The sequence below is a fragment of the Spiribacter curvatus genome, assembly GCF_000485905.1.
Lineage (GTDB): Bacteria > Pseudomonadota > Gammaproteobacteria > Nitrococcales > Nitrococcaceae > Spiribacter > Spiribacter curvatus.
In genome coordinates, this window is record NC_022664.1 from 157,590 (window position 1) to 181,153 (window position 23,564).

A 23,564-nucleotide genomic window follows, 5' to 3' on the forward strand; every position below is an offset into this window, starting at 1 on the left:
GACCTCCACGGTCTGACCGATGTGCGGACGCTTCGACCTCCATGCCCGTCCCGATGGGGTCGCCCGATCGATCGGGGCGACAGCCGCCGAGCCAGAGTTGACCTCGGCGTGGGGCTATAACATCACGCCCGGTCGATCCATCCTGACGGTGTACGCGGGTTCATCACCGCAAGAGCCGGTGCTGGGCCTTGGCTGGTGGGGCTTTCGCCCACAATGGGCGGGGGATGATGCACCGGCGCCCATCAATGCCCGGGCGGAAAAGGTGGCATCGTCACGGTATTTCCGGGATTCATTCGCCCACCGCCGCTGCCTGATACCGGCCAATGGCTGGTTCGAGTGGCAGCCGACGTCGAGCGGTAAACAACCCTGGTACGTCAGCGCGGCAGATGCGCCGCTGATCTTCTACGCCGGCCTATGGGCCGACTCGGATCAGGCTCCGGGCCGCTGCTGTGCGATCATCACCGAGCCGGCCCGTGGTATCGCCGAGACGATCCACCCGCGCATGCCATTGGTACTGGCGCCCGAGGCCATCACGGCCTGGCTTGATCCGTCACTGACTACCCGCCCGGCGATCCGGCGGTCGGTTCAGCGGATCGATCCGGCCAGGCTCACCGCCTGGCCGGTCTCGTCCCGCGTCAATCGACCCAGCGAGGACGATGCAACGCTCATCGAGCCCGTTGAGGGCTGATGCTCAGCGCACCAGCCCCTGCTCGCGGGCCATGGCATAGGCGGCTTTTGGCCCGGTCCACAGCGACGGTAGCAGGACCAGTGAGACCGGGATGGCGGTGACCACGATGAACTGCTGCAGCGCGGAGATCTGGCCGGCCCCCATGTAGAGCAGGATGGCGGCCATCACTGCCAGAGTGATGCCCCAGAACGCCCGCACCACGGTGCTTGGCCGGTCATGGCCGGTGGCCACCATGGAGATGGTGTAGCTCATGGAATCACCGGTTGTGGCCACGAAGATGGTGGTGAGCAGGAGGATGGCGGCGGCCATGAGCGAGCCAAGGGGCAGGGCCTCGGCGACGGTCAGGGTGGCGACATCGAACTGGAAGTTGGTCAGCGCCTCGGCGAGGTCGATGCTGCCATTGAGCTGGTAGAAGATCCCCGAGCCGCCGAGCAGCGTGAACCACACGGTGGTGGCGATGGGGGCGGCGACGCAGACGGCGAGGATCATCTCGCGCACCGTGCGGCCGCGCGAGATACGGGCGACGAACAGCGCCATCAGCGGCCCGTAGCCGATGAACCAGGCGAAGAAGAACACCGTCCACCACTTCATCCACCACTCCGGCGCGGTCTGGGTGGTCATGGTGGCCATGGCGAGGAAGTTGCCCAGATAGGCGCCCATGCCCTGGGTGTAGGCATCGATGAGGAACAGCGTGGGCCCGAACAGCAGGATGATGGCGCCGATGGCGAGTGCGAGATAGACGTTGAAGCGGCTGAGCAGCTGGATGCCGCGATGGATGCCGCTCACGGCCGAGGAGACATAGATCATGCCCAGCACCACGAGCACCGCGAGCTGGGTGCCGTAGCCATCGGAGAAGCCGAACAGCACGCTGCCGCCATAGGCGACCTGGGTGGCGAGAAAGCCGATGGGCCCGACGGTCCCCGCCACCACGGCGATCACGCACACGGCATCGAGAGCCGCCGATGGCGCCGTGCATGACCCGATCACCGAACACGGGTAGAGCAGGGTGCGCGGCTGCAGCGGCAGGCCCCTGACATAGTGCGCGTGCACCAGCACCAGGCTGGTCAGCCCGCCGAGCACCGCCCAGGCGAGAAAGCCCCAGTGCATGAACGACTGCGCGAGCGCCCCGCGGATGGCCTCGACCGTGCCGGTCTCGGTTCAAAGGCGGGCGGCGTCGGGCGATGAAGTGATAGACCGGTTCGCCGGCGGCGAGAACACGCCACCGCCGGCGAGCAGGGGCACATGATGATCGCCAGCCAGCGGAAGGTGCTCATCTCGGGCTTGTCGAGATCACCCATGACCGCCCCGCCCGCCGGCGAGATCGCCACCCCGAGGGCGATGACGAAGGTCAGCAGCAGCAGGAGCTGGAAGTATGAGCCGAGATACTTGGCCGTCCAGGCAAACCCGCTGCCCACGAGCTGACTGACCAGATCGACGTCGAAGATGGACAGACCAACGAATAGCAGGATGAACCCGGCACTGAGGCCGAGCACCCATGGATCGCCGAAGGTCTCACCGATGTTTGATGCCGGGGGCGCCTGAGTCCGGCGCTGATCGTTATCGATGCTCATGCTCTCTCTCCTGATCGTTCCATTGGGTATTGTCGGTTTTGGTCAGCCCTGGGGTTGCAATGCCCCGTCAAGGAAGCGTCGCCAGTTCCCGCCGATCAAGGCGTCGACTTCCGGTGACGAAAAGCCTCGTTTCTCGAGCCCCTGCTCGATGTTGGGGAAGTCAGCGGCTCCCCGTAGCCAGCCGAGTGGCGCGGGCCAGTCGGGCTGATCGGCCGAGCCCTCGCCGTAATCCATGACCCGGGCCCAATGGCCGTTCCGCATCCACGAGAGCACCTCGATCGGCTGGTCCTGACAGAGGTCGGTGCCGATGGCGAGATGCGATACGCCCATGACGTCCACGGCCCGCGCGACCATTTCGGTGAACGCCTCGAGGGTGGTGTCCGAACGGGCGGGCAGATGGAAGGGATAGCAACTGAACCCCATCAGACCGCCACTCTCCGCCAGCGCTCGCATGACCCGTTCGGATTTGTTGCGCGGGGTGTCGCGGACCGACTGCGGATTCGCGTGGGACACAACGGTCGGGCGGCTCGAATACTCAATCGCCTCGAGCGTCGAGCGCTCTGCGGTGTGCGAGGTGTCCACAACCATGCCAACGCGGTTCATCTCACGGATGGCCTCGCGGCCGAAGCGGGAGAGACCACTGTCATCATCCTCGAGATAACCGCTGCACAGCAGCGACTGATTGTTATAGGAGAGCTGCATGATGTGCACATCGAGCTGCTTGAACACCGATACAAGATCGATCGAGTCCTCGATGGGCGAGCAGTTCTGGAGCCCGAGGATGATCCCGGTGCGCCCGCTGGCCTTCGCCCGGTCGATATCCGCCGCCGTTCGTATCGGCATGATCAGATCGGCATGCGCCTCGAAGCGCCGGTGCCAGGCGCCGATGTTGGCCATGAGTTCGCGGGCACTCTCCCAGTACGCGGCGGTGACGTGCACGGCATCCAGCCCCGCGGCCCGCATTTCCTCAAAGATCGCGCGGCTCCAGTTGCTGTACTGGAGCCCGTCGATGCGCACTCGTTCTGCCATGTCCCCGGCCCTCGGGGGAGCCGCACCGGCGGGGTGGCGCTGCGCGCTCACGTCAAGGCCGCCGGCATCAACCTGACCGGTAATACCAGCCATGGCTTTCGTGTTTCCACTCGGCTGGCGAGGAACACCCAGGTCGCCATGCAGAACGGCCGGTTTGTGCTCCGGGGTCGATACGGGCCTGATGTCGCCAAGGTAAACCTCTCCAAAAGCGGCGTGAGTGTCTCGAGCAAGGTCGGGCTCGGCACCATCAACTGGCTGCGGCCGGGCGCCTCGTCGGCAAAGTTCGCGGGCGTGCAGTTCCGTGGCCAGAAAGCGGCGGCTGCCAATGGAATCTACCTGGCGCTGATGGGGTTGGCGAGCCTGACTCGGGGATTCTTCCGCCTCGCGGCGTGGGGCATCCGGTTAATGGCCAGTGCCCTGCAATGGGCCGTCGGGCGCTGGCAGCAGGCCCGCCAGGCCCGGGAGCGCATTGAGGTGGATACGGGCACCGCGGCTGCCGCCGGCGAGGCCGTGCTTGGTGCATACTCCATCGTCCCATCCGCCGAACCGGTCCGCGATCTGTTCGCCGCGCTCGTTTACCTCACCGCCGTCATGGGGCGGGGCGATCGGGCGCTTGATGCGGCAGTTGCTGACGCCCATGTCCCCGATAACCCATTCACGGCGGTGCTGGTTGCCGATGTCAATGCAGCGGGTAGGGTGCTCGAGCACGCCCTGGCCGATCGTCCGGCCGCCGAAGACCCCGCGGCGATCCTCGGCGTGATCCACCATCTGGCGGGCGCTTTCGCCGAGCGCGTCGATGAGGCGACCCGCACCGAGGCGGTGTTCGCCATCGATGATGCCGGCCTGGCGCTGGGGCCACGCACCATCCTGCAGGATGCGTTGCTCGACCGGCTGATCGAATCCCTCGGTGTCGAACTCCAGTTGATCGGAGAGCGGGAATGACAGACGACCTCGGCGGCTTTGAGGCAGCGGTTCGCCTGCATGAACAGCTCCTGCGGCGTCCGGACCCACGGGCAACGGCGGCACGGCTGCACCCCGGCCGGCTTGACGCGCCAACCCGGTGGACACCCGATCTTCATCCGATACGCGCCTATCAAGCGATTGATCCCAATCGGTTGGCACTGGCGGGTTATGACGACTTTCATGCAATCGCTGATGCCCGGCTCGATGCGGCGATCGAGCGCGTTGTCGACACCGAGGGACCGCTGCATTTCGATACCCTCGCTGACCGCCTGCTGGTGGCCGCCGACGTTGGGCGGCTCGGCTCGCGCATCCGCGATCGGATCGAGGCACGCCTCGAGGTCCTGTCGGCAACCGCGCATCTGAGCCAGCGGGGCGATTTCGTAGCCCGTCCCGTGCAGTTCCTCCAGCCGTCCTATCGCGACTGGCGTGAGGCGCCGGAGAAAACCCGGCACCTCGAGGGTGTCAGTGATGAAGAGCTCATGCTGGCGCTCTTCCGGGCTGTGCTCGATGGCAACGCCAACGATGCCGAGACGGCCATGAACGCGGGCATCCATGCCATCGGATTCACGCGGCTGACCGACAACGCCCGCGAGCGGCTACAGGCCCCACTGGCGGCCCTGCGCGATGCGGGAATACTGGAAGTGGTGGGCGACGGGCTCCGCGTGGCCACGTTATCCTCCCCGCGACATGACACATGATCATAGCCACGACCATAGCGCGCATTTCGATGCCCATAACCGCTCATTCGCCATCGCCGTGGTGCTCAACACGCTGTTCGTGGTGATTGAGGCGGCTTATGGCGTGATGGCCGGATCGCTCGCGCTCATCGCCGATGCCGGTCATAACCTCAGCGACGTCATGGGGCTCACCATGGCCTGGGCGGCCAGCTGGATGGCGAGCAAGGCCGCCACCGACGATAAGACCTATGGCCTGAAAAAGACCACGATTCTGGCGGCGCTGTTCAATGCGCTGATCCTCATCGCCGCGGTCGGCGGGATCACCTGGGAGGCCGTGCGACGGCTGGCTGATCCGGCTGATGTCGCCGGTCTCACCGTTATCGGGGTGGCGGCCATCGGGGTGGTGATCAACGCCATTACCATGCTGCTGTTCCTTAAGGGTCAGCGGGGAGATATCAATATCCGCGGGGCGTTTCTGCACATGGCTGCCGATACGGCGGTATCGGTTGGCGTTGTGGTCTCCGGCACGGTGCTGGTGCTGACCGGGCTCGCCTGGATCGACCCCGTGGTGAGCCTCGTCATTGCGGCGGTGATCTTCATCGGCACCTGGCAGCTGCTCAAGGATTCGCTGGCGCTTGCCATCGACGCCGTACCCCGGGGCATTGATCCAGCCGCGGTCCGGGCCCGGCTCGAGGCGCTGCCCGGTGTGAACTCCGCCCATCATCTACATATCTGGGCGCTCAGCACGACCGAGAACGCGCTCACCGTTCATCTCGTCAAACCCGATCCCGAGGGCGACGACACGCTCATCAACGAGGCTTCAGCCATGCTGGCCGCGGACTTCAACATCCAGCACACCACCATCCAGTACGAACGCGACCATCAACAGTGCCCGACCGGTAGCGGTTGTTGAGTGGTAGCGTGGCAGCCATGAAGCCGATACTCGTTTTCGACGTCAATGAGACGCTACTGGATCTGACAACGCTCGAGCCCCTGTTCGAGCGCTGCCTGGGTGATCGTCACGCCATGCGTGACTGGTTCGCGGAACTGATCCTCTACTCCCAGACCGTCACGCTCGCGGGGCACTATATGCCGCTCGACGAGCTGGCGGTCGCGACCCTTCGCATGCGCGCCGAGGTCGTGGGGGCTCGACCGGCAACCGCGGATGAACAGGCACTGGGTGAGTTGATCCGCTCCATGCCAGCCCATCCGGATGTGGTCCCGGCACTCGATCGCCTGCGGGTGGGCGGATTCCGGCTGGTGACGCTGACCAACTCGCCGCCGTCCGCATCCCCGACGCCGCTCGAGCGGGCGGGGATCGCCGAATACTTTGAGGCACATTACAGCGTCCATCCCGTGGGGCAATTCAAGCCCGCGCCGGCCTGCTACCGCCAGGTGGCATCGGCACTGGGCGTGCCGATGCGGGATCTATGTCTGGTGGCCTGCCACGGCTGGGATACGATCGGTGCCCAGGCGGCGGGCTGTCAGGCCGCGTTCGTCAAGCGCGCGGGCAATGCCGAGATCCGCCTCGCGGATCTGCCCCGGCCCGACTTCGTCGCCGATGATCTCGGGACGCTGGCAGAAACGCTGATCGCGGCCTGAGCGATCCCCGGAACCTAGTCCCTGGCGCTCGCCGGTTCGGCGCGCATCGTATCGATCGCGGCGATATGCGCCGGCCCGATCTCGCAGCACCCGCCCACAAGCGTGGCACCCGCATGGATCCAATCCCTGACATGGGCGGCGTAAGCGGCGGGCGTAAGCTCCTCACGGGCGGTCAGAGCGTCCACCGTGCCACCCGGCTGGAGATCCGCAGCCGCGGCAAAGCCATTGGCATAGGCGCCGAACGGCACCCCAGTCGCCGCCAGATCCCCCATGGCGTGGCTGACGGCCTCCGGCGCGGAGCAGTTGACCAGCACCGCCTCGGCCCCGGCACCGACGACGGCTCGGGCCGCGTCCGCCAGTGCCTCGCCCGAGCGTAATTGCTGGCCGTTCCGGTCATCCACCGTGAACGCCACCCAGACCGGGCGGTCGCTCTCCCGCGCGGCCCGCGTTGCGGCAACGGCCTCACGGGTGAGGGTCATGGTCTCGGCGATGAAAAGCTCAACGCCACTCGCCTGTGCGGATACGATATGGCGATAGTCACGCAGGCATGTCTCATCATCGGGGACGACCTCGGCGTGGTAACTGGCGACCAGCGGCGGCAGACAGCCCGCGATGCGGACCGGCCGAGCGGCTTCGTTGCGCGCTCGATGGGCCGCCTCCAGCGCCGCCGCATGGAGCGGCGCGAACCAGTCAGGCTGTCCATCGCGGGCGAGTCGCGGTGGGGTCGCGACGTAGGTATTGGTGGTGATGACCTCCGCCCCTGCGGCGATGAAATCGCGATGGGCCGCTGTGACGAGCGCTGGTTCGTCGAGCATGACCTGCGCCGACCAGAGCGGGGAAGCGGGCTGCTGGCTGCGCCGGCGGAGCTCCTGTCCCATGCCGCCGTCAAGGAGGATCAATGTGCTGTTGTCCAATGGGCTGCTTCCGTATTGAGGATATGTCAGTTGCTCGGACAGCCTGTGGACGCGGAAGTTGAAGCGCCAACCACCAGAATCCGTCGCCTGCTGTTGCCGGTGCGCATCCGGCAGTTAGACTCGCCGCCATGGTGGATACTCCAAAAGCGGATCGGATCACTCAACGTCTCTGGGTCGATGCCGATGCCTGTCCGGTCGCCGTTCGCGAAATCCTGTTTCGGGCGGCGAAGAGAACCGGCGTGAGGCTCACCTTGATCGCCAACCAACCGATCCAAACGCCACCTTCGCCCCTCATTGATACCGTGAAGGTCGCTTCAGGCTTTGATGTGGCCGATGACGAAATCGTCCGCCGGGTGAGCGCCGGCGATCTGGTGGTGACGGGTGATATCCCACTGGCCGCAGAGGTGATTGATCGGGATGCGGTTGTGCTGACGCCCCGGGGTGAGGCGCAGACCCGTGAGAATATCCGCGCCCGGCTGCAGATGCGTGATTTCATGGAAACCCTGCGCAGCAGCGGCATCCATACCGGAGGGCCGGCAGGCCTGACGGCCGCCGATCGTAAACGCTTCGCGGATGCCCTGGATCGCTATCTCGCGCAGCTTCGGCCCTGAGGTGAGCGCTCATGCTGGACGTCCTCGCTGATCGGGCCTATCGACACCTACTCGCCGCGCAGGTCATCGCGCTGTTGGGGACCGGGCTCGCCACGGTCGCGCTCGGGCTTCTCGCCTACGATCTGGCGGGGGATAAGGCCTCGCTGGTGCTCGGTACCGTATTCACGATCAAGATGGTCGCCTACGTTGGCATCGCGCCGATCGCCGGGGCGTTCGCTGACCGATTCAACCGCCGCCATCTCCTGGTCGGCCTGGATCTGGTGCGCGCGCTCGCGGCCATCAGTCTGCCATTCGTCACCGAGGTCTGGCACGTCTATGCGCTGATCTTCATGCTGCAGTCGGCGTCGGCGGCTTTCACGCCGACGTTCCAGGCGACCATTCCCGATGTGCTGACCGATGAAGCACGCTATACCCGGGCACTGTCGCTGTCACGCCTTGCGTATGATCTGGAGAACATCATCAGCCCCGCACTGGCGGCGCTGCTGCTGGTCGTGCTCACCTACGACGCGCTTTTCATTGGCACGGTGATTGGCTTTCTGGCCTCCGCTGCGCTGGTGGTCACCGTTTTGCTGCCTAAAGCCGAGATCCCGGAGCGGCGTGGGATTTATGACCGGACGACCCGGGGGATCCGGATCTATCTGGCGACGCCACGCCTGCGGGGGCTGCTCGCGCTGAATCTCGCCGCCGCCGCGGGTGGCGCCCTGGTGCTGGTGAATACGCCATTGCTCGTGCGCAGCCTGCTCGGGCGCCCTGAATCGGCGGTCGCCTGGGCGCTATTCGCCTTTGGGGCGGGTTCCATGCTGAGCGCGCTCGTGCTGCCACAGCTGCTCGATCGCCTGTCGGATCGGCCGGTGATGATGTCGGGCGCGGGGACAATGCTGATGGGGTTGCTTGGCCTGATAGTGGGGGTGAGCGGAAATGGACTGAGCTGGGGGATGCTGCTGAGTGCCTGGTTCGTGATCGGTCTGGGTTATGCGGCGGTGCTGACCCCCTCTGGACGATTACTCAAGCGCTCGTCCGGGTCCGCGGACCGACCGGCCCTGTTCGCCGCGCAATTCGCGTTATCGCATGCCTGCTGGCTGGTGACCTATCCGCTGTCCGGTTGGCTGATGACCGAGCTTGGCCTGACCACGGTGCTGGCGGTGATCGCCGCGGTCGTGTTGCTCGGTGCGTGGCTCGCGACCCGGGTCTGGCCGCGAGTCACCGACTGATCAATAAGGGCGGTCGGGATCAGCGGTTACCGCGGCCATCGCTCCGCTGCCGCGGTCCGAATTCCTCAGGACTGATGCGGATGCTGGTCTCGTTGGGGCGAATGGCATGCAGATTGCGTCAATCAATCATCATTACCCATTCACCCGGCGCCACGGGCGCGGGACTCGGCAGTGGCCTCAACGAGCTTGCGCTGGGCGAGCACCTTCAGCTCTCCCCAGATCTGGGGGTCGATATCGACGCCCTGATCCCAGGCGCGCCGCGAACGGGCATTGAACTCCTCCGCAGTGACCGTCTCGAGGCGCTCGATGCTCGGGTGATCGGCAGACGCAGCGGGCAGCATCGCAAAGTCCCGGGTGGCCATGATCGTCAGGGTGTCGGTATCGGCCTCCTGTTCACCGCCGCCATCGGCGCGAAAGCGGTGGAACACCGGCAGCTGCTCATCGGCCAGAGCGACGCCGACGTTCTGTACGGCGCGACGGGGTTCACCCGTGCACCAGAAAGCGGCGATGTGGTGGCTCCGTCTCGCGCAGCGGGGTAAATAGCCCAGGATAAAGCTGCAATCGCGACAACCCCGAAGCCGTACGATACCCAGTCCCCACTCGAGCGCCCGTATGCAGGCCAGATCCGCCGCGAGGCTGCCGCCATGCAGCAGTGAACCGTGATCCATTTCCAGGACTACGCAGCCGCCATCGTCATAGCGCCGGGTGAGAGCGGGCCAGCGTTCACCGCTGAGTCTTGGCAGGATTTCACCGAGCAGCGCCGCGCCGCCCAGGCCATGCTGCTCGAGCCACACCACCATATCGGCGGCATCCTCGAATTCACCGGGCGGGAATCCCAGACCATCAAGGGCGCGGCGACAGATCGGCGTGAACTCGTTCAAAGAGACATGCATTAACGCTCTCCTCCGAGCTCGGGCTTGAGGGGCATCCACCAGTCATCCGCGAAATGCTGACCGATGTCCTCGATACGGGGTGCGCCCTGGAACAGGGTGATCCTCACCCAGCGATCCGACCGCGGATCGAACTTGGTCGCACCGAAAAAGGCGAGCTTGCACCGCAGCAAGTGAATGGGCAGCGTGCCCTGGGCGAGCAGGTTGGCGCGGATGTCGCCGAAGGCGTGCTCCGAGAGGGTCTGCACGCGCCGGGCGATGCCCTTGAAACGGGGATGGGCGAGCAGGAATTCGACCAGTGGCGTGGAGCGTTCCTGCGTGGCGCGCCAGTCAAGTAGGGCGTCGTAGAGCTCGCGGGTCTGTCGGGCCACATCAAGGCCCATCTCCCATTCATCACCGGGATCAACGCCGCGCTCACCCAAGCGCGGCTCCTCCTTCTCGGCCGATCGATACCAGAATAGATGGGTCTGTTCAGCATCATCGAAATCGTAGTTGAGGGCCCAGTCATAGTCCCGCCGCAGCCGTGCCAGCAGATCGTCTGTACCCATTTCCGGTACGAGGTCCTGCGATTCAGAGGCGCCCATGGACTGCTCGAGCTCATCCACCCGCTCGGGGTAGAGCTCGAGTAACAGCGAGTTGAGCAGCTCCTGGGTCTCAAGGGAGCAGTACGCCCGTGACCAGTCGAGCAGCGCCTGCCAGAGCATCGCCTCGGGGATGGCGGTTTGTGCAAGCCAGTCGCGGGCTTCCTGCAACTCGGCGCCGAGCTGCGCGTTGCAGGCCGACTGGCGCGGATCATCGGTGAACGTCTCGGCATTGTGCGCGATGGCGTGATCGATCAGTCCAATCATGCGCTCGCGGGTCTCCCGATTGGGCACTTCGCCGAGACAGCGTGCCAGCGCCGATTCGCGCATCAGCAGCCACTGATTGATGAGCTGTGGGTGATTGATCAGGAACGGCGCCATGCCAAGACCGGTGCTGTTGCCGATCCCCAGATAGCGTTGCAGGTCGGGGTGTAGACCGACCGCCGTCTCAGGCGAGCGGCAACGGGCGATATGCTCGACCTGGCGGATGCTGAAATCGCGCAGCAGATAGACCGCGAACATCTGCGCCGAGAACGGCAGTCCGAAATCCTCCAGCTCGCGGATGCGCGGATAGTCGGCGATGCCGAACTTGCCGTTGCCGTAAACAGCCGTGGTGCGATAGAGATAACCGACGCGGGCCAGCTGATCGGCATCGGGCTGATGACCCCGGGACAGGGCCTCAACCGTGCTGTCGAAGTTGCGCAGTGAGCGGTTGGCCCGGGAGAGCACCATGACGCGGGGGTCACAGCGCCCCGCCTCCTGACGCGGTACGTTCTCGCGGAGGCGCTCGATATAGCTATCATCGACATCGCCGAGACACAGGGCAAAGGCGACATCCCAGGCATTGGCGATCACCCGGTCGGAGCGTGCATCCGGATCCAGGTACTGCGAGAAGATAACGAGGTTGTAGATACGCGTGGGACTGGCCACGCGATAGATGCAGGTTCCATAACCGTTGTCATCAAGATCGAAGCGCTCGCGCTGGATGGCCCAGCGCTCGGCCATGACCTTGCGCATCAACGTGCGGATGAAGCTTAGCCGGCATGGGTGCAGGCTGCCCAGCCGCTCAAGATCCATGACCTCAGACGCTGGGCGGAGTGGCACACGGCCGGTATCCGGCCGTGGGTTGTCGGCCTGCACGCTGACGGTGCGACGGATTCTCGAGACCATATCGATCCTCCCTACGGCTCGGCCTTGGCGAGCGAGGCCTGACGCACCAACCCCTGCTCGCGGGCCATGGCATAGGCGGCTTTTGGCCCGGTCCACAGCGACGGTAGCAGGACCAGTGAGACCGGGATGGCGGTGACCACGATGAACTGCTGCAGCGCGGAGATCTGGCCGGCCCCCATGTAGAGCAGGATGGCGGCCATCACTGCCAGAGTGATGCCCCAGAACGCCCGCACCACGGTGCTTGGCCGGTCATGGCCGGTTCAGGGCTCCCCGATCCGCACGTAGCTGGTCTTGACCTGGGTGTAGAACTCGCGGGCGTACTGACCCTGTTCGCGCGGCCCATAGCTCGATTCGCCGCGACCGCCGAAGGGCACGTGATAGTCAGTGCCGGCGGTGGGCAGATTGACCATCGTGCAGCCGAACCGGGCCTGTCGACGGAAATGGTTGGCCGCCGATAGCGACTCGGTCACGATCCCCGCGGTGAGGCCGAAGCGGGTGTCATTGGCGACTTGCAACGCCTCGTGCGCGTCGCTGACCCGAATGACGCTGGCCATCGGCCCGAACATCTCTTCCTGGTTGATGCGCATGTCGTTGCGCGTCCCGGTGAATAGCGTCGGCTGCAGGAAGTAGCCCTCCGTATCGGCGCTCGCCACGCTGCCGCCCACAGCGATTGCCGCGCCCTCGCGGCGGGCGGTCTCGATCCAGTCGAGATCGCTCTGCAGCTGACCGGCGTCCACCACCGGACCGATCGCGGTGCTCGGATCGAGCGCATGCCCCACACGGGCAGCGGCCAGCCGCTCGCTGAGGGCCTCGACAAAGCGGTCATGGATACCATCGGCGACGATCAGCCGTGATGAGGCGGTGCATTTCTGGCCGCTGCCCGAGTAGCCGCCCACGAACGCGCACTGGACCGCGGTGTCGAGATCGGCATCGTCGAGGACCACCAGCGGGTTTTTCGACCCCATCTCCATCTGCACCCGGGTGAGGTTCTGCATGGCCCGCAGTCCGACTCGCCGCCCCGTCTCCACCGACCCGGTGAAGGTGATGGCGTCGATATCGGGAGCGCTGACGAGGGTGTCGCCCACTTCGCCGCCACGGCCCATGACGAGGTTGAATACACCGGCGGGCAGATTCTGGCGCGAGACGATCTCGGCGAAATACCAGGCACTCGCGGGGACGAGGTTGGCGGGCTTCCAGACCACCGCGTTGCCGAACGCCAGTGCCGGCGCGATCTTCCATGCGGCAGTGGCGATTGGGAAGTTCCAGGGCGAGATGACGCCGACGACGCCCACTGGTTCACGCTGCGCGAGCACCTCGATGCCCGGACGCACGGAGTCGGCAACGTCGCCCATCTGGCGGTGGACCTCGGCGGCGTAGTAGTGGAAGAACTGACCGGCGCGATAGAACTCGCCCTTACCTTCGGCGAGTGGCTTGCCCTCCTCGCGCGAGAGCTCCCGACCCAGTGCTTCGGCACGCGCCATGAGCTCCGTGCCGATCGCCAGCAGCGCCGTATATCGGGCCTCCAGACCGGCCTGCGCCCACGCTGGCTGGGCATGGCGCGCGGCGTCGATCGCCTCCCGGGTCTGCGCGGCATCGGCCTGGGCGAATGCCCCAAGGCTATCACCCAGGTCGGATGGGTTGCGGTTGTCGATGGTGTCGACACCGGCGCGCCAGGCACCGCCGATGTAGTTTTTGTGCAGGGTATCCGCCATGTCTCCTCCTTTTTCCATGGCCCCAATATTTGCGGCTGCCGGATAAAAGTAAAGTTGATTTAAAAAATGATTTAATAAGAGAATCTAATCGATCAGGCCCGTGTTTTTTTTGAGAGGACGCCGTTCATGGCACTTAAACTCCAACCGCTGCGTTACTTCCTGTGGGTGGCCGAGACCGGCAGCTATCACGCCGCGGCCGACCATGCCGCCCGCAGTCAGCCGGCGATCTCACTGGCCATCCGCGATCTCGAAGAGCAGCTCGGTCAACCCCTGTTCGAGCGGGGCCGGCATGCACAACTCACGCCTTTCGGCAGCGAGCACTACCCGCAGATCCGTGCGCTCGTGGATCACCACGATCGGGTGAGCCAGACGCTCATCGATAGTGCCGAGCGCCGGGTGGGGCGGGTGTCACTGGCCTCGATTCCCTCCTATGCGGGGCGGGAACTGCCGGGGATTCTCGCGCGCTTCGCCCGAGCCCATCCCGGAGTTGAGGTGACGGTGGAGGACGACACCGCCGTGCGCGTGCAGCAACGCGTTATCGAGCGACGTGTGGACTTTGGTATTGGCACCGGCATTGCGCTTGATGCCGATCTGCGATTCGAGCATCTGGCCGAGGATCGGATGGGGCTCGTCTGTCGATCCGATCACCCACTGGCGGCCGTCAGTGCGCCATGTTCCTGGGAGGCGATCCGCCCGCATACGCTCATCACGAACGGGACGTTCCGCCAGGTCAGCGACCCGGAGGCGTTAGCGATTCTCGCCGCCGCGCGGTTCCATGTGCCCAACATCACTTCATTGCTGGCGATGGTGCGTGGAGGGCTGGGTGTGACGCTGTTACCCGAGCTGGCGCTGGTGGGTGAGCGGGATGACCTCGTTTTCCGGCCCCTGGCGGGTGATAGCGCCACGCGCGATATCGGCTTGATCAGCCCACGGAATGAGACGCCCCGGCCGGCTGCGGCGGCCCTGCTGGCTGCGATTCGGGGTATGCATTAACGTTTCCGTAACAGCCGTTTACACTGACGTGTTAATCAAAATATGCGCTATTCCAATCCTGGAGATCCCGATGAAATCACGTGCCGCGATCGCCATGGGGGCCAATCAGTCCCTGGTCCTTGAAGAAATCGATGTGGAAGGCCCGAAACAGGGCGAAGTCCTTGTTCGCCTCGCCGCCACCAGTGTCTGCCATACAGACGCCTATACACTCTCCGGGGCGGATCCGGAGGGGCGCTTCCCGTCGGTGCTGGGTCATGAGGGCGCCGGCGTCGTGCAGGAAGTCGGTCCGGGCGTCACCAGTGTGGGACCGGGCGACCATGTCATTCCGCTCTATACAGCCGAGTGTGGCCAGTGCAAGTTCTGCCGCTCGGGCAAGACCAACCTATGCAGCGCGGTACGGGCCACGCAGGGGCAGGGCGTGATGCCCGATGGGACCTCGCGCCTCTCGCTGAATGGTCAAGCGCTGAATCACTACATGGGCTGCTCGACATTCAGTGAGTACACGGTGTTACCGGAGGTCTCCCTGGCGAAGGTTTCTAAGCAGGCGCCGCTGGATAAGATCTGTCTGCTCGGCTGCGGCGTGACGACGGGCATCGGGGCCGTTCATAACACCGCCAGGGTCGAACCGGGTTCGACCGTTGCCGTGTTCGGCCTCGGCGCCATTGGCCTGGCAGTGATCCAGGGCGCGCAGATGATCGGCGCGGAACGGATCATCGCCATTGACGTCAATCCGGACAAGTTCGACCTGGCCCGGCAGTTCGGAGCCACCGATTGCGTCAACCCGAATGATTATGAGGATTCGATCCAGCAGGTGATCATCGACCTCACTGATGGCGGTGTTGATTACTCCTTCGAGTGCATCGGCAATGTGAATGTCATGCGCTCGGCGCTCGAGTGCTGCCATAAGGGGTGGGGCGAGTCCATCATTATCGGCGTGGCCGGCGCTGGCGAGGAAATCAGCACACGACCGGTGCAGCTGGTCACCGGCCGCGTCTGGAAGGGGTCTGCCTTTGGCGGCGTGAAGGGGCGCAGCGAGCTGCCGACGTATGTCGACGATTACATGAACGGCAAGGTCAAAATCGATGAGTTTATTACCCACGATATGCCCTTCGAGCAGATCAATGAGGCGTTCGAACTGCTGCATCGCGGCGAGAGCATCCGCACCGTCCTGCACTACTGAGGCGCGAGTATGACCGATACAACGGAATTGGTTTCCGAGACCAGGAGCTTCGGCGGCTGGTACAGGCGTTATCGCCACCACTCGCAGGTCCTCGGCTGCGATATGGTCTTCGGGATCTATCTCCCGCCGCAGGCTGAAACACAGACCGTGCCGTTACTCTGGTGGCTCTCGGGGCTGACCTGCACGGATGAGAATTTCATGCAGAAGGCCGGCGCGCATCGCGTCGCCGCGGAGCTGGGCATGGCCATCATCTGCCCCGATACCAGCCCCCGTGGCACGGATCTGCCCGGTGAACATGACAGCTACGATTTCGGCTCGGGCGCCGGGTTCTATGTCGATGCCACCCAGGCCCCCTGGGATCAGCACTACCAGATGTACAGCTACGTGACCGACGAGCTCCCGGATCTCGTCCACAACGTCTTTCCGCTGAACAGCCAGGAGGCCATCGCGGGACATTCAATGGGCGGTCATGGGGCCCTGATCTGTGCGCTCCACCACCCAGAGCGGTATCAGTCGGTGTCTGCGTTCGCGCCGGTCTGCCACCCGATCAACTGCGCCTGGGGCGAGAAGGCGTTCGGCGCCTACCTGGGCGATGATCGAGCGGCTTGGAAGGCGTGGGATGCCAGCGAGCTGATCCGCTCGAACGGTACGACGCACTCGATGCTGGTCGATCAAGGCGGGGCGGATAACTTCCTCGAGGCCGGTCAGCTCCACCCCGAGGCACTGGAGGCGGCCTGTGCCGAGGCGGGCGCCGATCTAACGCTTCGCTATCAACCGGGATACGATCATTCGTATTTCTTCATTGCCAGCTTCATCGAGGATCATCTGCGTTTCCACTCAGACCACCTATGCAGGTGAGCGCCCGCGGTGTCGTGATCAGTGCCGACGGGGCGGGGGGCCGATGTGGCTCAGGGGCCGCGCATTGATCCTGCGGCTGGCGCTGGTGATCGGAATGGCGAGTGCCAGCTTCAGCGCCCAGTCCGGCGACTGCGTACCGGATCAATCGGCCCTGCAGCGCACCGCGTCATCGGCGGCGGCATTCGAGACGCTCCGCACGCTGCATATCGCCGTTGCGGGTGAATCGGTGGTAGCCAGAGGGTTTCGCGGCGTCTCGCCGGGCGCACCCACCAATGTGAAATCCGCCTCCAAGACGCTGATCGCCGCCGTGGTTGGCGCAGCCATCGAACGCGGCGTGATCGAGGGCGTGGATGAGCGGGTCATGGATGTGCTCCCCGACGCGCGACCGGTGGATCCGCCATCCGCCCTCGACACCCTCACGATCGCCCATCTTCTGTCGATGCAGGCGGGGCTCAAGCGGACCTCGGGTGAGTACTACGGGGCCTGGGTGGCCACTGATGACTGGGTCGCAAGCGCTCTCGACCAGCCCATGGAAGGTGAGCCCGGCGGGCAGATGCGCTACTCCACCGGTAATACCCATCTCCTGTCCGCCATGCTCCAGCGGCGCACCGGTACGTCGATCTACGCCCTGGCCAACGAGTGGCTTGAGGATGCCGGGATCGAGGTGAGCGACTGGATGGACGATCCTCAGGGTATTGCCTTCGGTGGTAATCAGGTCTCGATGCGGCCGGATGCGTTGCTGGCACTGGGTGAGCTCTATCGCCGGGACGGGCGCACGGCCCGGGGTGAACGGCTGCTTGCCGATGGATGGGTCGAGGCAAGCTGGACGATTCGCGGGCGGTCGCGCTGGACCAACGACGGCTATGGATATGGCTGGTTCATCCGCGATTTCGCTGGCGCGGACGGCTACTATGGCTGGGGGTATGGCGGGCAGATGCTCTATGTCATTCCCTCGCTGGCGATGACGGCGGTCATCACCTCTGATCCCGACCGCCCCTCCGGACGGACTGGCTATCGTGATGCGCTGCATGGTTTCATCAACCGACTTGTCGAGGCGCGGCGCGAGGATCGGCGCCGGTGCCGAGATGACGCGCAAGGCTCGGTCGCGCCGGCAGTCAGAGCGGATAGAGCCAGCCGATCAACAGACTCAGAGTAATCCTCCTCGCCCTGACCAGGATCAGGCGTGCTCGGGTGCACGATCGCTGGTCTCACCGGCAATCTGTCGGATCGCATCGACGAGGCTGCTGGCCGGTTGAGAATGAAGGACGGGTTCGACCAGCTGCCGGTAGGCAGTTGGGACGCCGAGCACCAGCGAGGCGCCCGAAGGGTAAGGCCCGTAGGGCCGAATCAATCCCACCCTCTCCGCCAGACATAAAAACAGGGGCCGCAGGCCCCTGTTTTATGTCTTTGTTTTGCCTTCGCGGGTGAGTCTGCACTAGGCTATTTCCAGGTTTTACAACAGGGCGTATTACGCCTCGTGCTCGAGGTATAACAACAGAGCCTTTGTGCGCTAGCGTCCTGACGACCGTTGCCTGGTTTAACTACGGTAAGCGATTGAAAGGTAAGAAGAGTCTGTCTTATGGCGCAGCCCCATGACCCGCGTCAAAATCAATTGCTAGCGGCTATTACCCCCGAAGAATATGAACGGCTTGCACCCAGTCTGGAGCGCGTCGATCTGATCCTGGGGGCATCCATTGTTGAGGACGGGCAATCCATGCGCCACGTCTACTTCCCGACGGACTCCATCGTTTCTCTGCTCTACGTTATGGAGGACGGCGGCTCGACCGAGATCGCCGTCGTGGGTAACGAGGGCATCGTTGGGATCTCGCTTTTCATGGGGGGTGAGACGACGCCGGGCCGGGCGATCGTGCAGAGCGCTGGCACGGCCTACCGCCTCAAGGGGAATCTGCTCAAGGATGAGTTCCATGGGGCGGGGCATTTCCAGCGTTTAATGCTGCGATACACGCAGTCGCTGATCACACAGATGGCACAAACGGCGGTATGCAACCGCCATCACACCCTGGATCAGCAGCTATGTCGGTGGCTTTTGCTGAGTCTCGATCGATTGCCGACCAATGAGTTGTTCATGACCCAGGAGTTGATCGCGAACATGCTGGGTGTCCGTCGCGAGGGTGTGACGGAATCGGCCGGGAAACTACAGCGGGCCGGTTTGATTTCCTATCATCGTGGGCGCATTGTGATCCTGGACTGAGCCGGCCTTGAAGCGCGGGTCTGCGAATGCTACGAGGTCGTAAAAAAGGAATATGACCGGCTCTCTCCCCATTCGGATGGCACCTGAAGGTTTGAGCCGATTGGTCTTTATGACCGAAAGACCCTTCGGAGTATGGGTATCCGCTGCCAGAATGGCGGTCGTCGTCTTCTGCATAGCAGTCGTCAGCGCAGCCTGTGAGCCGGCCGAAGAACCTGAGTTACGCATTGGCCTGAGCCCTTGGATCGGCTATTCGTACTTCTCGGTCGCCAATGAGCGGGGTTATACGGCCGACTCTGATGCACTCAATCTTGAAATCGTTGAGGTGGCGTCGCAGCGGGATGCGGTTCGAGCCTTTGAGCGTGGCCAGGTCGATCTGATTGGTGCGACGCTAGCGGAGTTGGCGGATATCAAGGCCGGCGGACGGCGGTCCGCCAGAGCAGTGCTCGCGCTTGATCGCTCTGTCGGCGGTGATGTGATTATCGCAAGAAAGGATATCGAGACGCTCGATGCGTTAAAGGGCCAGCGGGTCGGTCTGGAGCCGGGCACGGTCAATATGCTGGTCCTCGCCGCGGCAGCGAGGCAGGGCGGGTTCGGGTTCGATGATGTGACCATGGTGTCACTGCCCCAGAGTGAGATGGCAGCTGCCTTGGAGGAGGGCCGGATCGATGCCGCCATCACCTATCCGCCGATTACCAGTGGTGTGCTCGAGCAGCCAGGCACCCATGTGGTGTTTGATACGAGCATGGCGCCCAATGCGGTGGTCGACGTGCTGGTGGCGGCAGAGGCCGTCATTGAGAACCAGCCACGGGCCCTGGAGGCGCTGATTGAAGACCATGACCGCGCACTGCGGTGGAGCCAGGCGAGTCCCGAACCCGCGCGAGCCATCATCGCGGCGCATACCGGACTCTCTCCCCGGGCGGTGGATCAAGTGCACGGGTACATCGAGGTCCTGCCGGTGGAAGAACAGCTCGGTCTATGGGCGACGGATGGCACCCTGATTGACGGCCTGAGAAGAGTGATGGACATACGCGCAGAACTCTACGATCAGCCAGAGGGCACGGCGGTTGATGTGGCATCCATGCTCGATAGAACGTTTGTCGAGCGGCTGGGATCGCGATGAATCCCGGCATTCGCCCCTCCACGACGCTGACGGTACGCTTCATTCTCCTGATGACCTCGGTCATCATCATTGGCGTTGGTCTCACGGCCGGCTTGAGTGGGTATCAGAATAACCTGATGGCGCGCGAGAGTGCCGGGCAGGCGGCCGTTGATCGGGCGATCACGGTTCTCGACGCGCTGGAAAGTGCGGCCACCGATGAATCGTTGTCCCGGTTCATTTTTGCGACTGCCGCCCAGCCGATGATTCATCGCATCGCATTGCTCGATGCTGACGGTGTTGTGGTGATGTCGTCACGACGTGCGTGGCAGCGTCAACCGGCCGCTGAGCTCACCGACAGCGGGTTGATTGACTGGTTTGACGAACCGGTTGAGCAGCATCGCCCCGAAGCGCACTGGAATGCTGAGACCACCCGGGCAGTCGCGTTGGCCCACATCCGTCCGGTTAATCCGGCGGCCGAGGCCGTCGATCGGCTCAGTGGCGGGAAGCTTTTCCTCAGCGTGGATGGCGAACCCTTTCTCGCCAGTGCAAGACAATCCGCCCGCTTTGACACGCTGGTGGCGGCGGGCATCCTGCTGGCGGTGATGGGGCTTTTCGCGACAATTCTCCAGCGGCGCGTGGTATCGCCCCTGGAGACACTCTATCGGCGGGCGAGTGGTGCATTCGAAGACCGAAAAGGCACACAGCCGATTGCGAAGGAAACGCCGCAGGAGCTCCAGACACTGAGTCGGGCGATTGATGAGCTCAGTGATACACGACTGGCGCTGGCGAAGCAGCAGGAGCGGCTCGCGGGCATCGCCAACACGATACCCGGTGCCGTCTATGAGTATCGCCATTATGATGATGCGGACGATGCGTTTACGTTCGCCAGCGCCGGTATCATCTCACTGCTGGGCGGGCCCGAGGGGCTGAGTGACGAGGCGCGTCTCGCGTTCGTGAATGAAACGCTCTGGTCGATCATCGTTCCTGAGGATCTTACGATCATCAGGCAGGCCACAGAGATCGCCAACCAGGGTCCCGCTCAGGATTGGCAGGCCGAGTTCAGGATCGACAGGGGTGCGGGTATCCGTTGGATCTGGGGGCACGCATCACCCGTCGATGACCCCCTTCCCGGCCAGCTTTTCCGCGGTGTGCTGCTTGACTCTACCCGTAGACGGGCGCTGGAGGAACGGCTCGAGCGGGCGGCAACCCATGATCCGTTGACGGATGCACTCAATCGCGGCGGTATTGCGCCGCAGCTGGAATCGAGCGTGGCTGATGCCCAGCGTCAGGGGGTATCACTGTCGGTATTCCTGATGGATATCGACCACTTCAAGACCGTCAATGACAACTTCGGCCATGCGGTGGGGGATGCCGTACTCCGTTCGCTGGTCAGTCTGGTGCAGACGCGGTTACGACGGGCCGATAGCCTGTCGCGCTGGGGGGGTGAGGAATTCCTCGCGCTACTGCCGCACACCGGTCGTGCGGGCGCGACCGAGATCGCCGAGTCCGTCCGCAACGCCATTGCGAGTGCGTCCTTCGACCATGGTCAGCCCATCCATGTCAGTCTGGGTGTCGCAACACTCAGATCCGGCGACATCGTCGACACGCTGGTGCAGCGAGCGGATGAACGCCTTTACGCGGCGAAGGCGCGTGGCCGCAACTGTGTGGTGGCTGCCTCGGATCGTGCCGAATAACACGTCCGGCAAGCGCGAGAAGCCTAGTTCAGATAGTAATCGGGTGCCTGGGGGCGTCCCAGATAAAAGCCCTGCTGAATAACGATGCCCAGCGACTGCACGGTCTGGCACAGGGTCTCGGATTCGATGCCCTCAGCCACCACCTGGATGTTCAGCGCCCCGCAGAGGCTCGCGATGGACTCAACGATCGCCCGTGATTTGAAATCGTCAGTCACGGCACTGATCAACGTCTTATCGATCTTGACGTAGTCGATATCGAGCTCGCGCAGCCGATAGAGATTACTCTCCAGGGCACCGAAGTCATCCAGCGCAAGCACGGTACGCTCGCCGCGTAACCCGTCCCAGGCCGCCTTGAGCCCGGTCAGATCATCCCCCAGGTGCTGAGGCAGGCCGCGCTCAGTGACCTCGATGATCACCTGCGGTGCGTGCTGTATGTCGGCACCGAAGTCGCGGGAGAGCTGCTCGGGGCGCTCAAGCCTTTGCAGATCCTCGAGGCCGATGTTGTAGCTCAGTACACCGACGTCGTTGCGCATCGCCCGCTCGGTGAGGGCGCGCCGCATGGCGACAACGTATGGGTAGAGCGCATCGTCCTTGATGACCTCGCGGAAGCGGTCGAGGAAGATGGCCGGTGAGCGGATCTCTCCCTCGTGGGTCCAGCGGATCAGGGACTCATAACCCAGCGTCGCCCCTGTCTCAACGTTGACCAGCGGCTGGATGTGATACCCGAACTCGTCATTCCTCAGCCCCTGGCGAATCTGCAGATCGGTGACGAATGCGCCGGCACTGTGGGAATTCGCGATAAACGCGGCATCAGCACAGACAACGGACTTCCAGTCGCGGTGTTTTGCATGACGCATCGCAAGATCCGCTTCGGAGAGGCGCTGTGATAACGATTCGGTGGGCGCGAGGATCACCGCACCGCCACAGAGACTGACTTTATCGAGGTCATCGATCTCGTCGAAGCGCAGCGCGTGGACCGCGCTTTTCAGTGATTGGCCGAGTTGCTTGACGGAAGACCACTGAGTCGCCGGGACGAGGATCGCAAAGTCATCGCCATCCAGTCGGGCAACCGCCGCCCGGGGCCCGAGCGTTGCCCGCATCGTCCGAGCCACGATCTGGAGGACGCGATCACCGGTTGCGATACCGTGCCCGGCGTTGATGGCCTTCATGTTGTAGAGATCGATGAGCACCAGCGCATAGTGACGGAAGCGGTAGTGATCGCCATACAGTTCATTGAGCCCGAAGCGCGACAGCTCGCCGGTGACTGGATCGGTCCATGACTGCTGTCGCAGACGTGTCTCAAAGCGCGTCTGAACGATCAGATAGATCCCGAACACGGCAAGCGCACACCAGAGCAGGAATGACTCCCGCATGAACTGCCAGAACCGACTGGTGATGGTGTCGTGAACGCGTGACTGGCTGGCGAAGAGGGTGAGCGTGCCGACGGTCCGCTCGTTGAACATGATCCGGCTGGTATAACCAAGGCCCGGGAATTGCCCGTGCAAACCGGTGGCGAGCGCCTCGGGCCGTGCCTGGTCGGTGTCGATGAACGCCAGTTCGTAGCCTGTGTTGCGGGCGACAAGCAGTATGTCGCCAGCCCGATCGTGGACGGTGACACGACCGATGCGTGGCATCGTCTCGAGCAACCGCAGCTCCCGACGGACTGTGGGGAGGTTGCCGGACATGACGCTTTCACCCGTGCGCTCGCCGAGCAGCTTGGCATTCCGCTCGAGCGTTGCGCGTACCGCCTGCGCCTCGTTGTCGATGGCTGCCTGGTAGTTCAGGAAGAACTGCGCGGTGACACCGAAACCGAGCACGAAGATCAACAGTACCAGGATCAACTGACCGCGGCGCAGACTGCACAGATAGTACCAACAGGTATTCAGGGAGCTGAGCAAGCGGGCGTTAC

At 63.9% G+C, this 23,564-nt stretch carries 21 protein-coding genes and 2 pseudogenes; 14 read left to right on the top strand and 9 right to left on the bottom strand.

Annotated features, from left to right (window positions below; all coding sequences use genetic code 11):
- Nucleotides 1-19 precede the first annotated feature (19 nt).
- On the top strand, nucleotides 20-688 hold the full coding sequence (locus SPICUR_RS00765) for an SOS response-associated peptidase (RefSeq protein ID WP_023365044.1): 669 nt from the start codon (nucleotides 20-22) through the stop codon (nucleotides 686-688).
- Nucleotides 689-691: 3 nt separating this feature from the next.
- On the opposite strand, the gene SPICUR_RS00770 is transcribed toward SPICUR_RS00765, so the two are convergent.
- From SPICUR_RS00770 to SPICUR_RS00775, 3 genes are read right to left on the bottom strand one after another with little or no spacing between them, the layout of a single operon-like run.
- Nucleotides 692-1,795, bottom strand: coding sequence for a BCCT family transporter (locus SPICUR_RS00770; RefSeq protein WP_250634648.1), 1,104 nt, complete (start codon nucleotides 1,793-1,795; stop codon nucleotides 692-694).
- Entirely contained in the window at nucleotides 1,753-2,259 is a 507-nt protein-coding gene (locus SPICUR_RS10155) for a BCCT family transporter (protein ID WP_250634649.1), read from the bottom strand. The genes SPICUR_RS00770 and SPICUR_RS10155 overlap by 43 nt, the downstream gene beginning before the upstream one ends.
- A 42-nt stretch (nucleotides 2,260-2,301) precedes the next feature.
- Nucleotides 2,302-3,288: a membrane dipeptidase gene (locus SPICUR_RS00775; RefSeq protein WP_041381947.1), complete on the bottom strand. Its 987-nt coding sequence runs from the start codon at nucleotides 3,286-3,288 to the stop codon at nucleotides 2,302-2,304.
- A gap of 33 nt (nucleotides 3,289-3,321) precedes the next feature.
- Between SPICUR_RS00775 and SPICUR_RS00780 the strand changes: the two genes are divergently transcribed.
- The 4 genes from SPICUR_RS00780 to SPICUR_RS00795 are packed head-to-tail and all read left to right on the top strand — an operon-like array spanning nucleotide 3,322 to nucleotide 6,530.
- Nucleotides 3,322-4,230: a hypothetical protein gene (locus tag SPICUR_RS00780; RefSeq protein ID WP_148291298.1), complete on the top strand. Its 909-nt coding sequence runs from the start codon at nucleotides 3,322-3,324 to the stop codon at nucleotides 4,228-4,230.
- Nucleotides 4,227-4,949, top strand: a complete 723-nt coding sequence (locus tag SPICUR_RS00785) for a DUF3320 domain-containing protein (protein ID WP_023365050.1) — start codon at nucleotides 4,227-4,229, stop codon at nucleotides 4,947-4,949. The genes SPICUR_RS00780 and SPICUR_RS00785 overlap by 4 nt, the downstream gene beginning before the upstream one ends.
- Nucleotides 4,939-5,841 carry a cation diffusion facilitator family transporter gene (locus SPICUR_RS00790; RefSeq protein ID WP_023365052.1) on the top strand — a complete coding sequence of 301 codons (903 nt, stop codon included), beginning with the start codon at nucleotides 4,939-4,941 and terminating at the stop codon, nucleotides 5,839-5,841. Before SPICUR_RS00785 ends, SPICUR_RS00790 begins: the two co-directional genes overlap by 11 nt.
- 17 nt (nucleotides 5,842-5,858) lie before the next feature.
- Nucleotides 5,859-6,530 carry a haloacid dehalogenase type II gene (locus SPICUR_RS00795; RefSeq protein ID WP_023365054.1) on the top strand — a complete coding sequence of 224 codons (672 nt, stop codon included), beginning with the start codon at nucleotides 5,859-5,861 and terminating at the stop codon, nucleotides 6,528-6,530.
- 14 nt (nucleotides 6,531-6,544) lie between these two features.
- On the opposite strand, the gene SPICUR_RS00800 is transcribed toward SPICUR_RS00795, so the two are convergent.
- Nucleotides 6,545-7,444: a homocysteine S-methyltransferase family protein gene (locus SPICUR_RS00800; protein WP_041381543.1), complete on the bottom strand. Its 900-nt coding sequence runs from the start codon at nucleotides 7,442-7,444 to the stop codon at nucleotides 6,545-6,547.
- 128 nt (nucleotides 7,445-7,572) lie between these two features.
- On the opposite strand from SPICUR_RS00800, the gene SPICUR_RS00805 reads away from it, so the two are divergent.
- On the top strand, nucleotides 7,573-8,055 hold the full coding sequence (locus SPICUR_RS00805; RefSeq protein WP_023365058.1) for a YaiI/YqxD family protein: 483 nt from the start codon (nucleotides 7,573-7,575) through the stop codon (nucleotides 8,053-8,055).
- An 11-nt stretch (nucleotides 8,056-8,066) separates the two neighbouring features.
- On the top strand, nucleotides 8,067-9,266 hold the full coding sequence (locus tag SPICUR_RS00810) for an MFS transporter (RefSeq protein WP_023365060.1): 1,200 nt from the start codon (nucleotides 8,067-8,069) through the stop codon (nucleotides 9,264-9,266).
- 140 nt (nucleotides 9,267-9,406) lie between these two features.
- Here the strand turns inward: SPICUR_RS00810 and SPICUR_RS00815 are convergent, their stop codons facing one another.
- From SPICUR_RS00815 to SPICUR_RS00830, 4 genes and pseudogenes are all read right to left on the bottom strand, one after another.
- Complete coding sequence (locus SPICUR_RS00815; protein ID WP_023365062.1) at nucleotides 9,407-10,159, bottom strand: DUF3726 domain-containing protein; 753 nt, start codon at nucleotides 10,157-10,159, stop codon at nucleotides 9,407-9,409.
- Entirely contained in the window at nucleotides 10,159-11,907 is a 1,749-nt protein-coding gene (locus tag SPICUR_RS00820) for a hypothetical protein (RefSeq protein ID WP_023365064.1), read from the bottom strand. The genes SPICUR_RS00815 and SPICUR_RS00820 overlap by 1 nt, the downstream gene beginning before the upstream one ends.
- A gap of 11 nt (nucleotides 11,908-11,918) precedes the next feature.
- Nucleotides 11,919-12,152: pseudogene (locus tag SPICUR_RS00825) on the bottom strand (BCCT family transporter); the annotation flags it as partial.
- 15 nt (nucleotides 12,153-12,167) lie between these two features.
- Entirely contained in the window at nucleotides 12,168-13,619 is a 1,452-nt protein-coding gene (locus tag SPICUR_RS00830) for an aldehyde dehydrogenase family protein (protein WP_023365068.1), read from the bottom strand.
- A gap of 126 nt (nucleotides 13,620-13,745) precedes the next feature.
- On the opposite strand from SPICUR_RS00830, the gene SPICUR_RS00835 reads away from it, so the two are divergent.
- From SPICUR_RS00835 to SPICUR_RS00865, 7 genes and pseudogenes are all read left to right on the top strand, one after another.
- Nucleotides 13,746-14,612, top strand: a complete 867-nt coding sequence (locus SPICUR_RS00835) for a LysR family transcriptional regulator (protein ID WP_023365070.1) — start codon at nucleotides 13,746-13,748, stop codon at nucleotides 14,610-14,612.
- 70 nt (nucleotides 14,613-14,682) lie between these two features.
- Nucleotides 14,683-15,792: an S-(hydroxymethyl)glutathione dehydrogenase/class III alcohol dehydrogenase gene (locus SPICUR_RS00840; protein WP_023365072.1), complete on the top strand. Its 1,110-nt coding sequence runs from the start codon at nucleotides 14,683-14,685 to the stop codon at nucleotides 15,790-15,792.
- 9 nt (nucleotides 15,793-15,801) lie between these two features.
- Complete coding sequence (gene fghA / locus SPICUR_RS00845) at nucleotides 15,802-16,650, top strand: S-formylglutathione hydrolase (RefSeq protein WP_023365074.1); 849 nt, start codon at nucleotides 15,802-15,804, stop codon at nucleotides 16,648-16,650.
- 64 nt (nucleotides 16,651-16,714) lie between these two features.
- Entirely contained in the window at nucleotides 16,715-17,806 is a 1,092-nt protein-coding gene (locus SPICUR_RS00850; protein ID WP_237220339.1) for a serine hydrolase domain-containing protein, read from the top strand.
- A 423-nt stretch (nucleotides 17,807-18,229) separates the two neighbouring features.
- Nucleotides 18,230-18,949, top strand: a pseudogene (locus SPICUR_RS00855) (Crp/Fnr family transcriptional regulator).
- A 22-nt stretch (nucleotides 18,950-18,971) separates the two neighbouring features.
- Entirely contained in the window at nucleotides 18,972-19,982 is a 1,011-nt protein-coding gene (locus tag SPICUR_RS00860; RefSeq protein ID WP_158499819.1) for an ABC transporter substrate-binding protein, read from the top strand.
- A complete protein-coding gene (locus tag SPICUR_RS00865; protein ID WP_023365084.1) occupies nucleotides 19,979-21,655 on the top strand; it encodes a sensor domain-containing diguanylate cyclase in 1,677 nt (558 codons plus the stop codon). Before SPICUR_RS00860 ends, SPICUR_RS00865 begins: the two co-directional genes overlap by 4 nt.
- A 23-nt stretch (nucleotides 21,656-21,678) precedes the next feature.
- Here SPICUR_RS00865 and SPICUR_RS00870 read toward each other — a convergent pair whose 3' ends face one another.
- Nucleotides 21,679-23,553 (bottom strand): bifunctional diguanylate cyclase/phosphodiesterase, encoded by a 1,875-nt coding sequence (locus SPICUR_RS00870; protein ID WP_023365086.1) that lies wholly within the window; start codon nucleotides 23,551-23,553, stop codon nucleotides 21,679-21,681.
- Between the last annotated feature and the right edge of the window lie 11 nt (nucleotides 23,554-23,564).

Excerpts from the sequence above, each read along its gene's own strand:
- SPICUR_RS00790 (WP_023365052.1), top strand. The coding sequence starts at position 4,939 with ATGACACATGATCATAGCCACGACCATAGCGCGCATTTCGATGCCCAT.
- SPICUR_RS00805 (WP_023365058.1), top strand. The coding sequence starts at position 7,573 with ATGGTGGATACTCCAAAAGCGGATCGGATCACTCAACGTCTCTGGGTC.
- SPICUR_RS00835 (WP_023365070.1), top strand. The coding sequence starts at position 13,746 with ATGGCACTTAAACTCCAACCGCTGCGTTACTTCCTGTGGGTGGCCGAG.
- SPICUR_RS00765 (WP_023365044.1), top strand. The coding sequence starts at position 20 with ATGTGCGGACGCTTCGACCTCCATGCCCGTCCCGATGGGGTCGCCCGA.
- SPICUR_RS00815 (WP_023365062.1), bottom strand. The coding sequence starts at position 10,159 with ATGCATGTCTCTTTGAACGAGTTCACGCCGATCTGTCGCCGCGCCCTT.
- fghA (WP_023365074.1), top strand. The coding sequence starts at position 15,802 with ATGACCGATACAACGGAATTGGTTTCCGAGACCAGGAGCTTCGGCGGC.
- SPICUR_RS00785 (WP_023365050.1), top strand. The coding sequence starts at position 4,227 with ATGACAGACGACCTCGGCGGCTTTGAGGCAGCGGTTCGCCTGCATGAA.
- SPICUR_RS00795 (WP_023365054.1), top strand. The coding sequence starts at position 5,859 with ATGAAGCCGATACTCGTTTTCGACGTCAATGAGACGCTACTGGATCTG.
- SPICUR_RS00865 (WP_023365084.1), top strand. The coding sequence starts at position 19,979 with ATGAATCCCGGCATTCGCCCCTCCACGACGCTGACGGTACGCTTCATT.
- SPICUR_RS00770 (WP_250634648.1), bottom strand. The coding sequence starts at position 1,795 with ATGCACTGGGGCTTTCTCGCCTGGGCGGTGCTCGGCGGGCTGACCAGC.
- SPICUR_RS00840 (WP_023365072.1), top strand. The coding sequence starts at position 14,683 with ATGAAATCACGTGCCGCGATCGCCATGGGGGCCAATCAGTCCCTGGTC.
- SPICUR_RS00820 (WP_023365064.1), bottom strand. The coding sequence starts at position 11,907 with ATGGTCTCGAGAATCCGTCGCACCGTCAGCGTGCAGGCCGACAACCCA.
- SPICUR_RS00810 (WP_023365060.1), top strand. The coding sequence starts at position 8,067 with ATGCTGGACGTCCTCGCTGATCGGGCCTATCGACACCTACTCGCCGCG.
- SPICUR_RS00775 (WP_041381947.1), bottom strand. The coding sequence starts at position 3,288 with ATGGCAGAACGAGTGCGCATCGACGGGCTCCAGTACAGCAACTGGAGC.
- SPICUR_RS00860 (WP_158499819.1), top strand. The coding sequence starts at position 18,972 with ATGACCGAAAGACCCTTCGGAGTATGGGTATCCGCTGCCAGAATGGCG.
- SPICUR_RS10155 (WP_250634649.1), bottom strand. The coding sequence starts at position 2,259 with ATGAGCATCGATAACGATCAGCGCCGGACTCAGGCGCCCCCGGCATCA.
- SPICUR_RS00830 (WP_023365068.1), bottom strand. The coding sequence starts at position 13,619 with ATGGCGGATACCCTGCACAAAAACTACATCGGCGGTGCCTGGCGCGCC.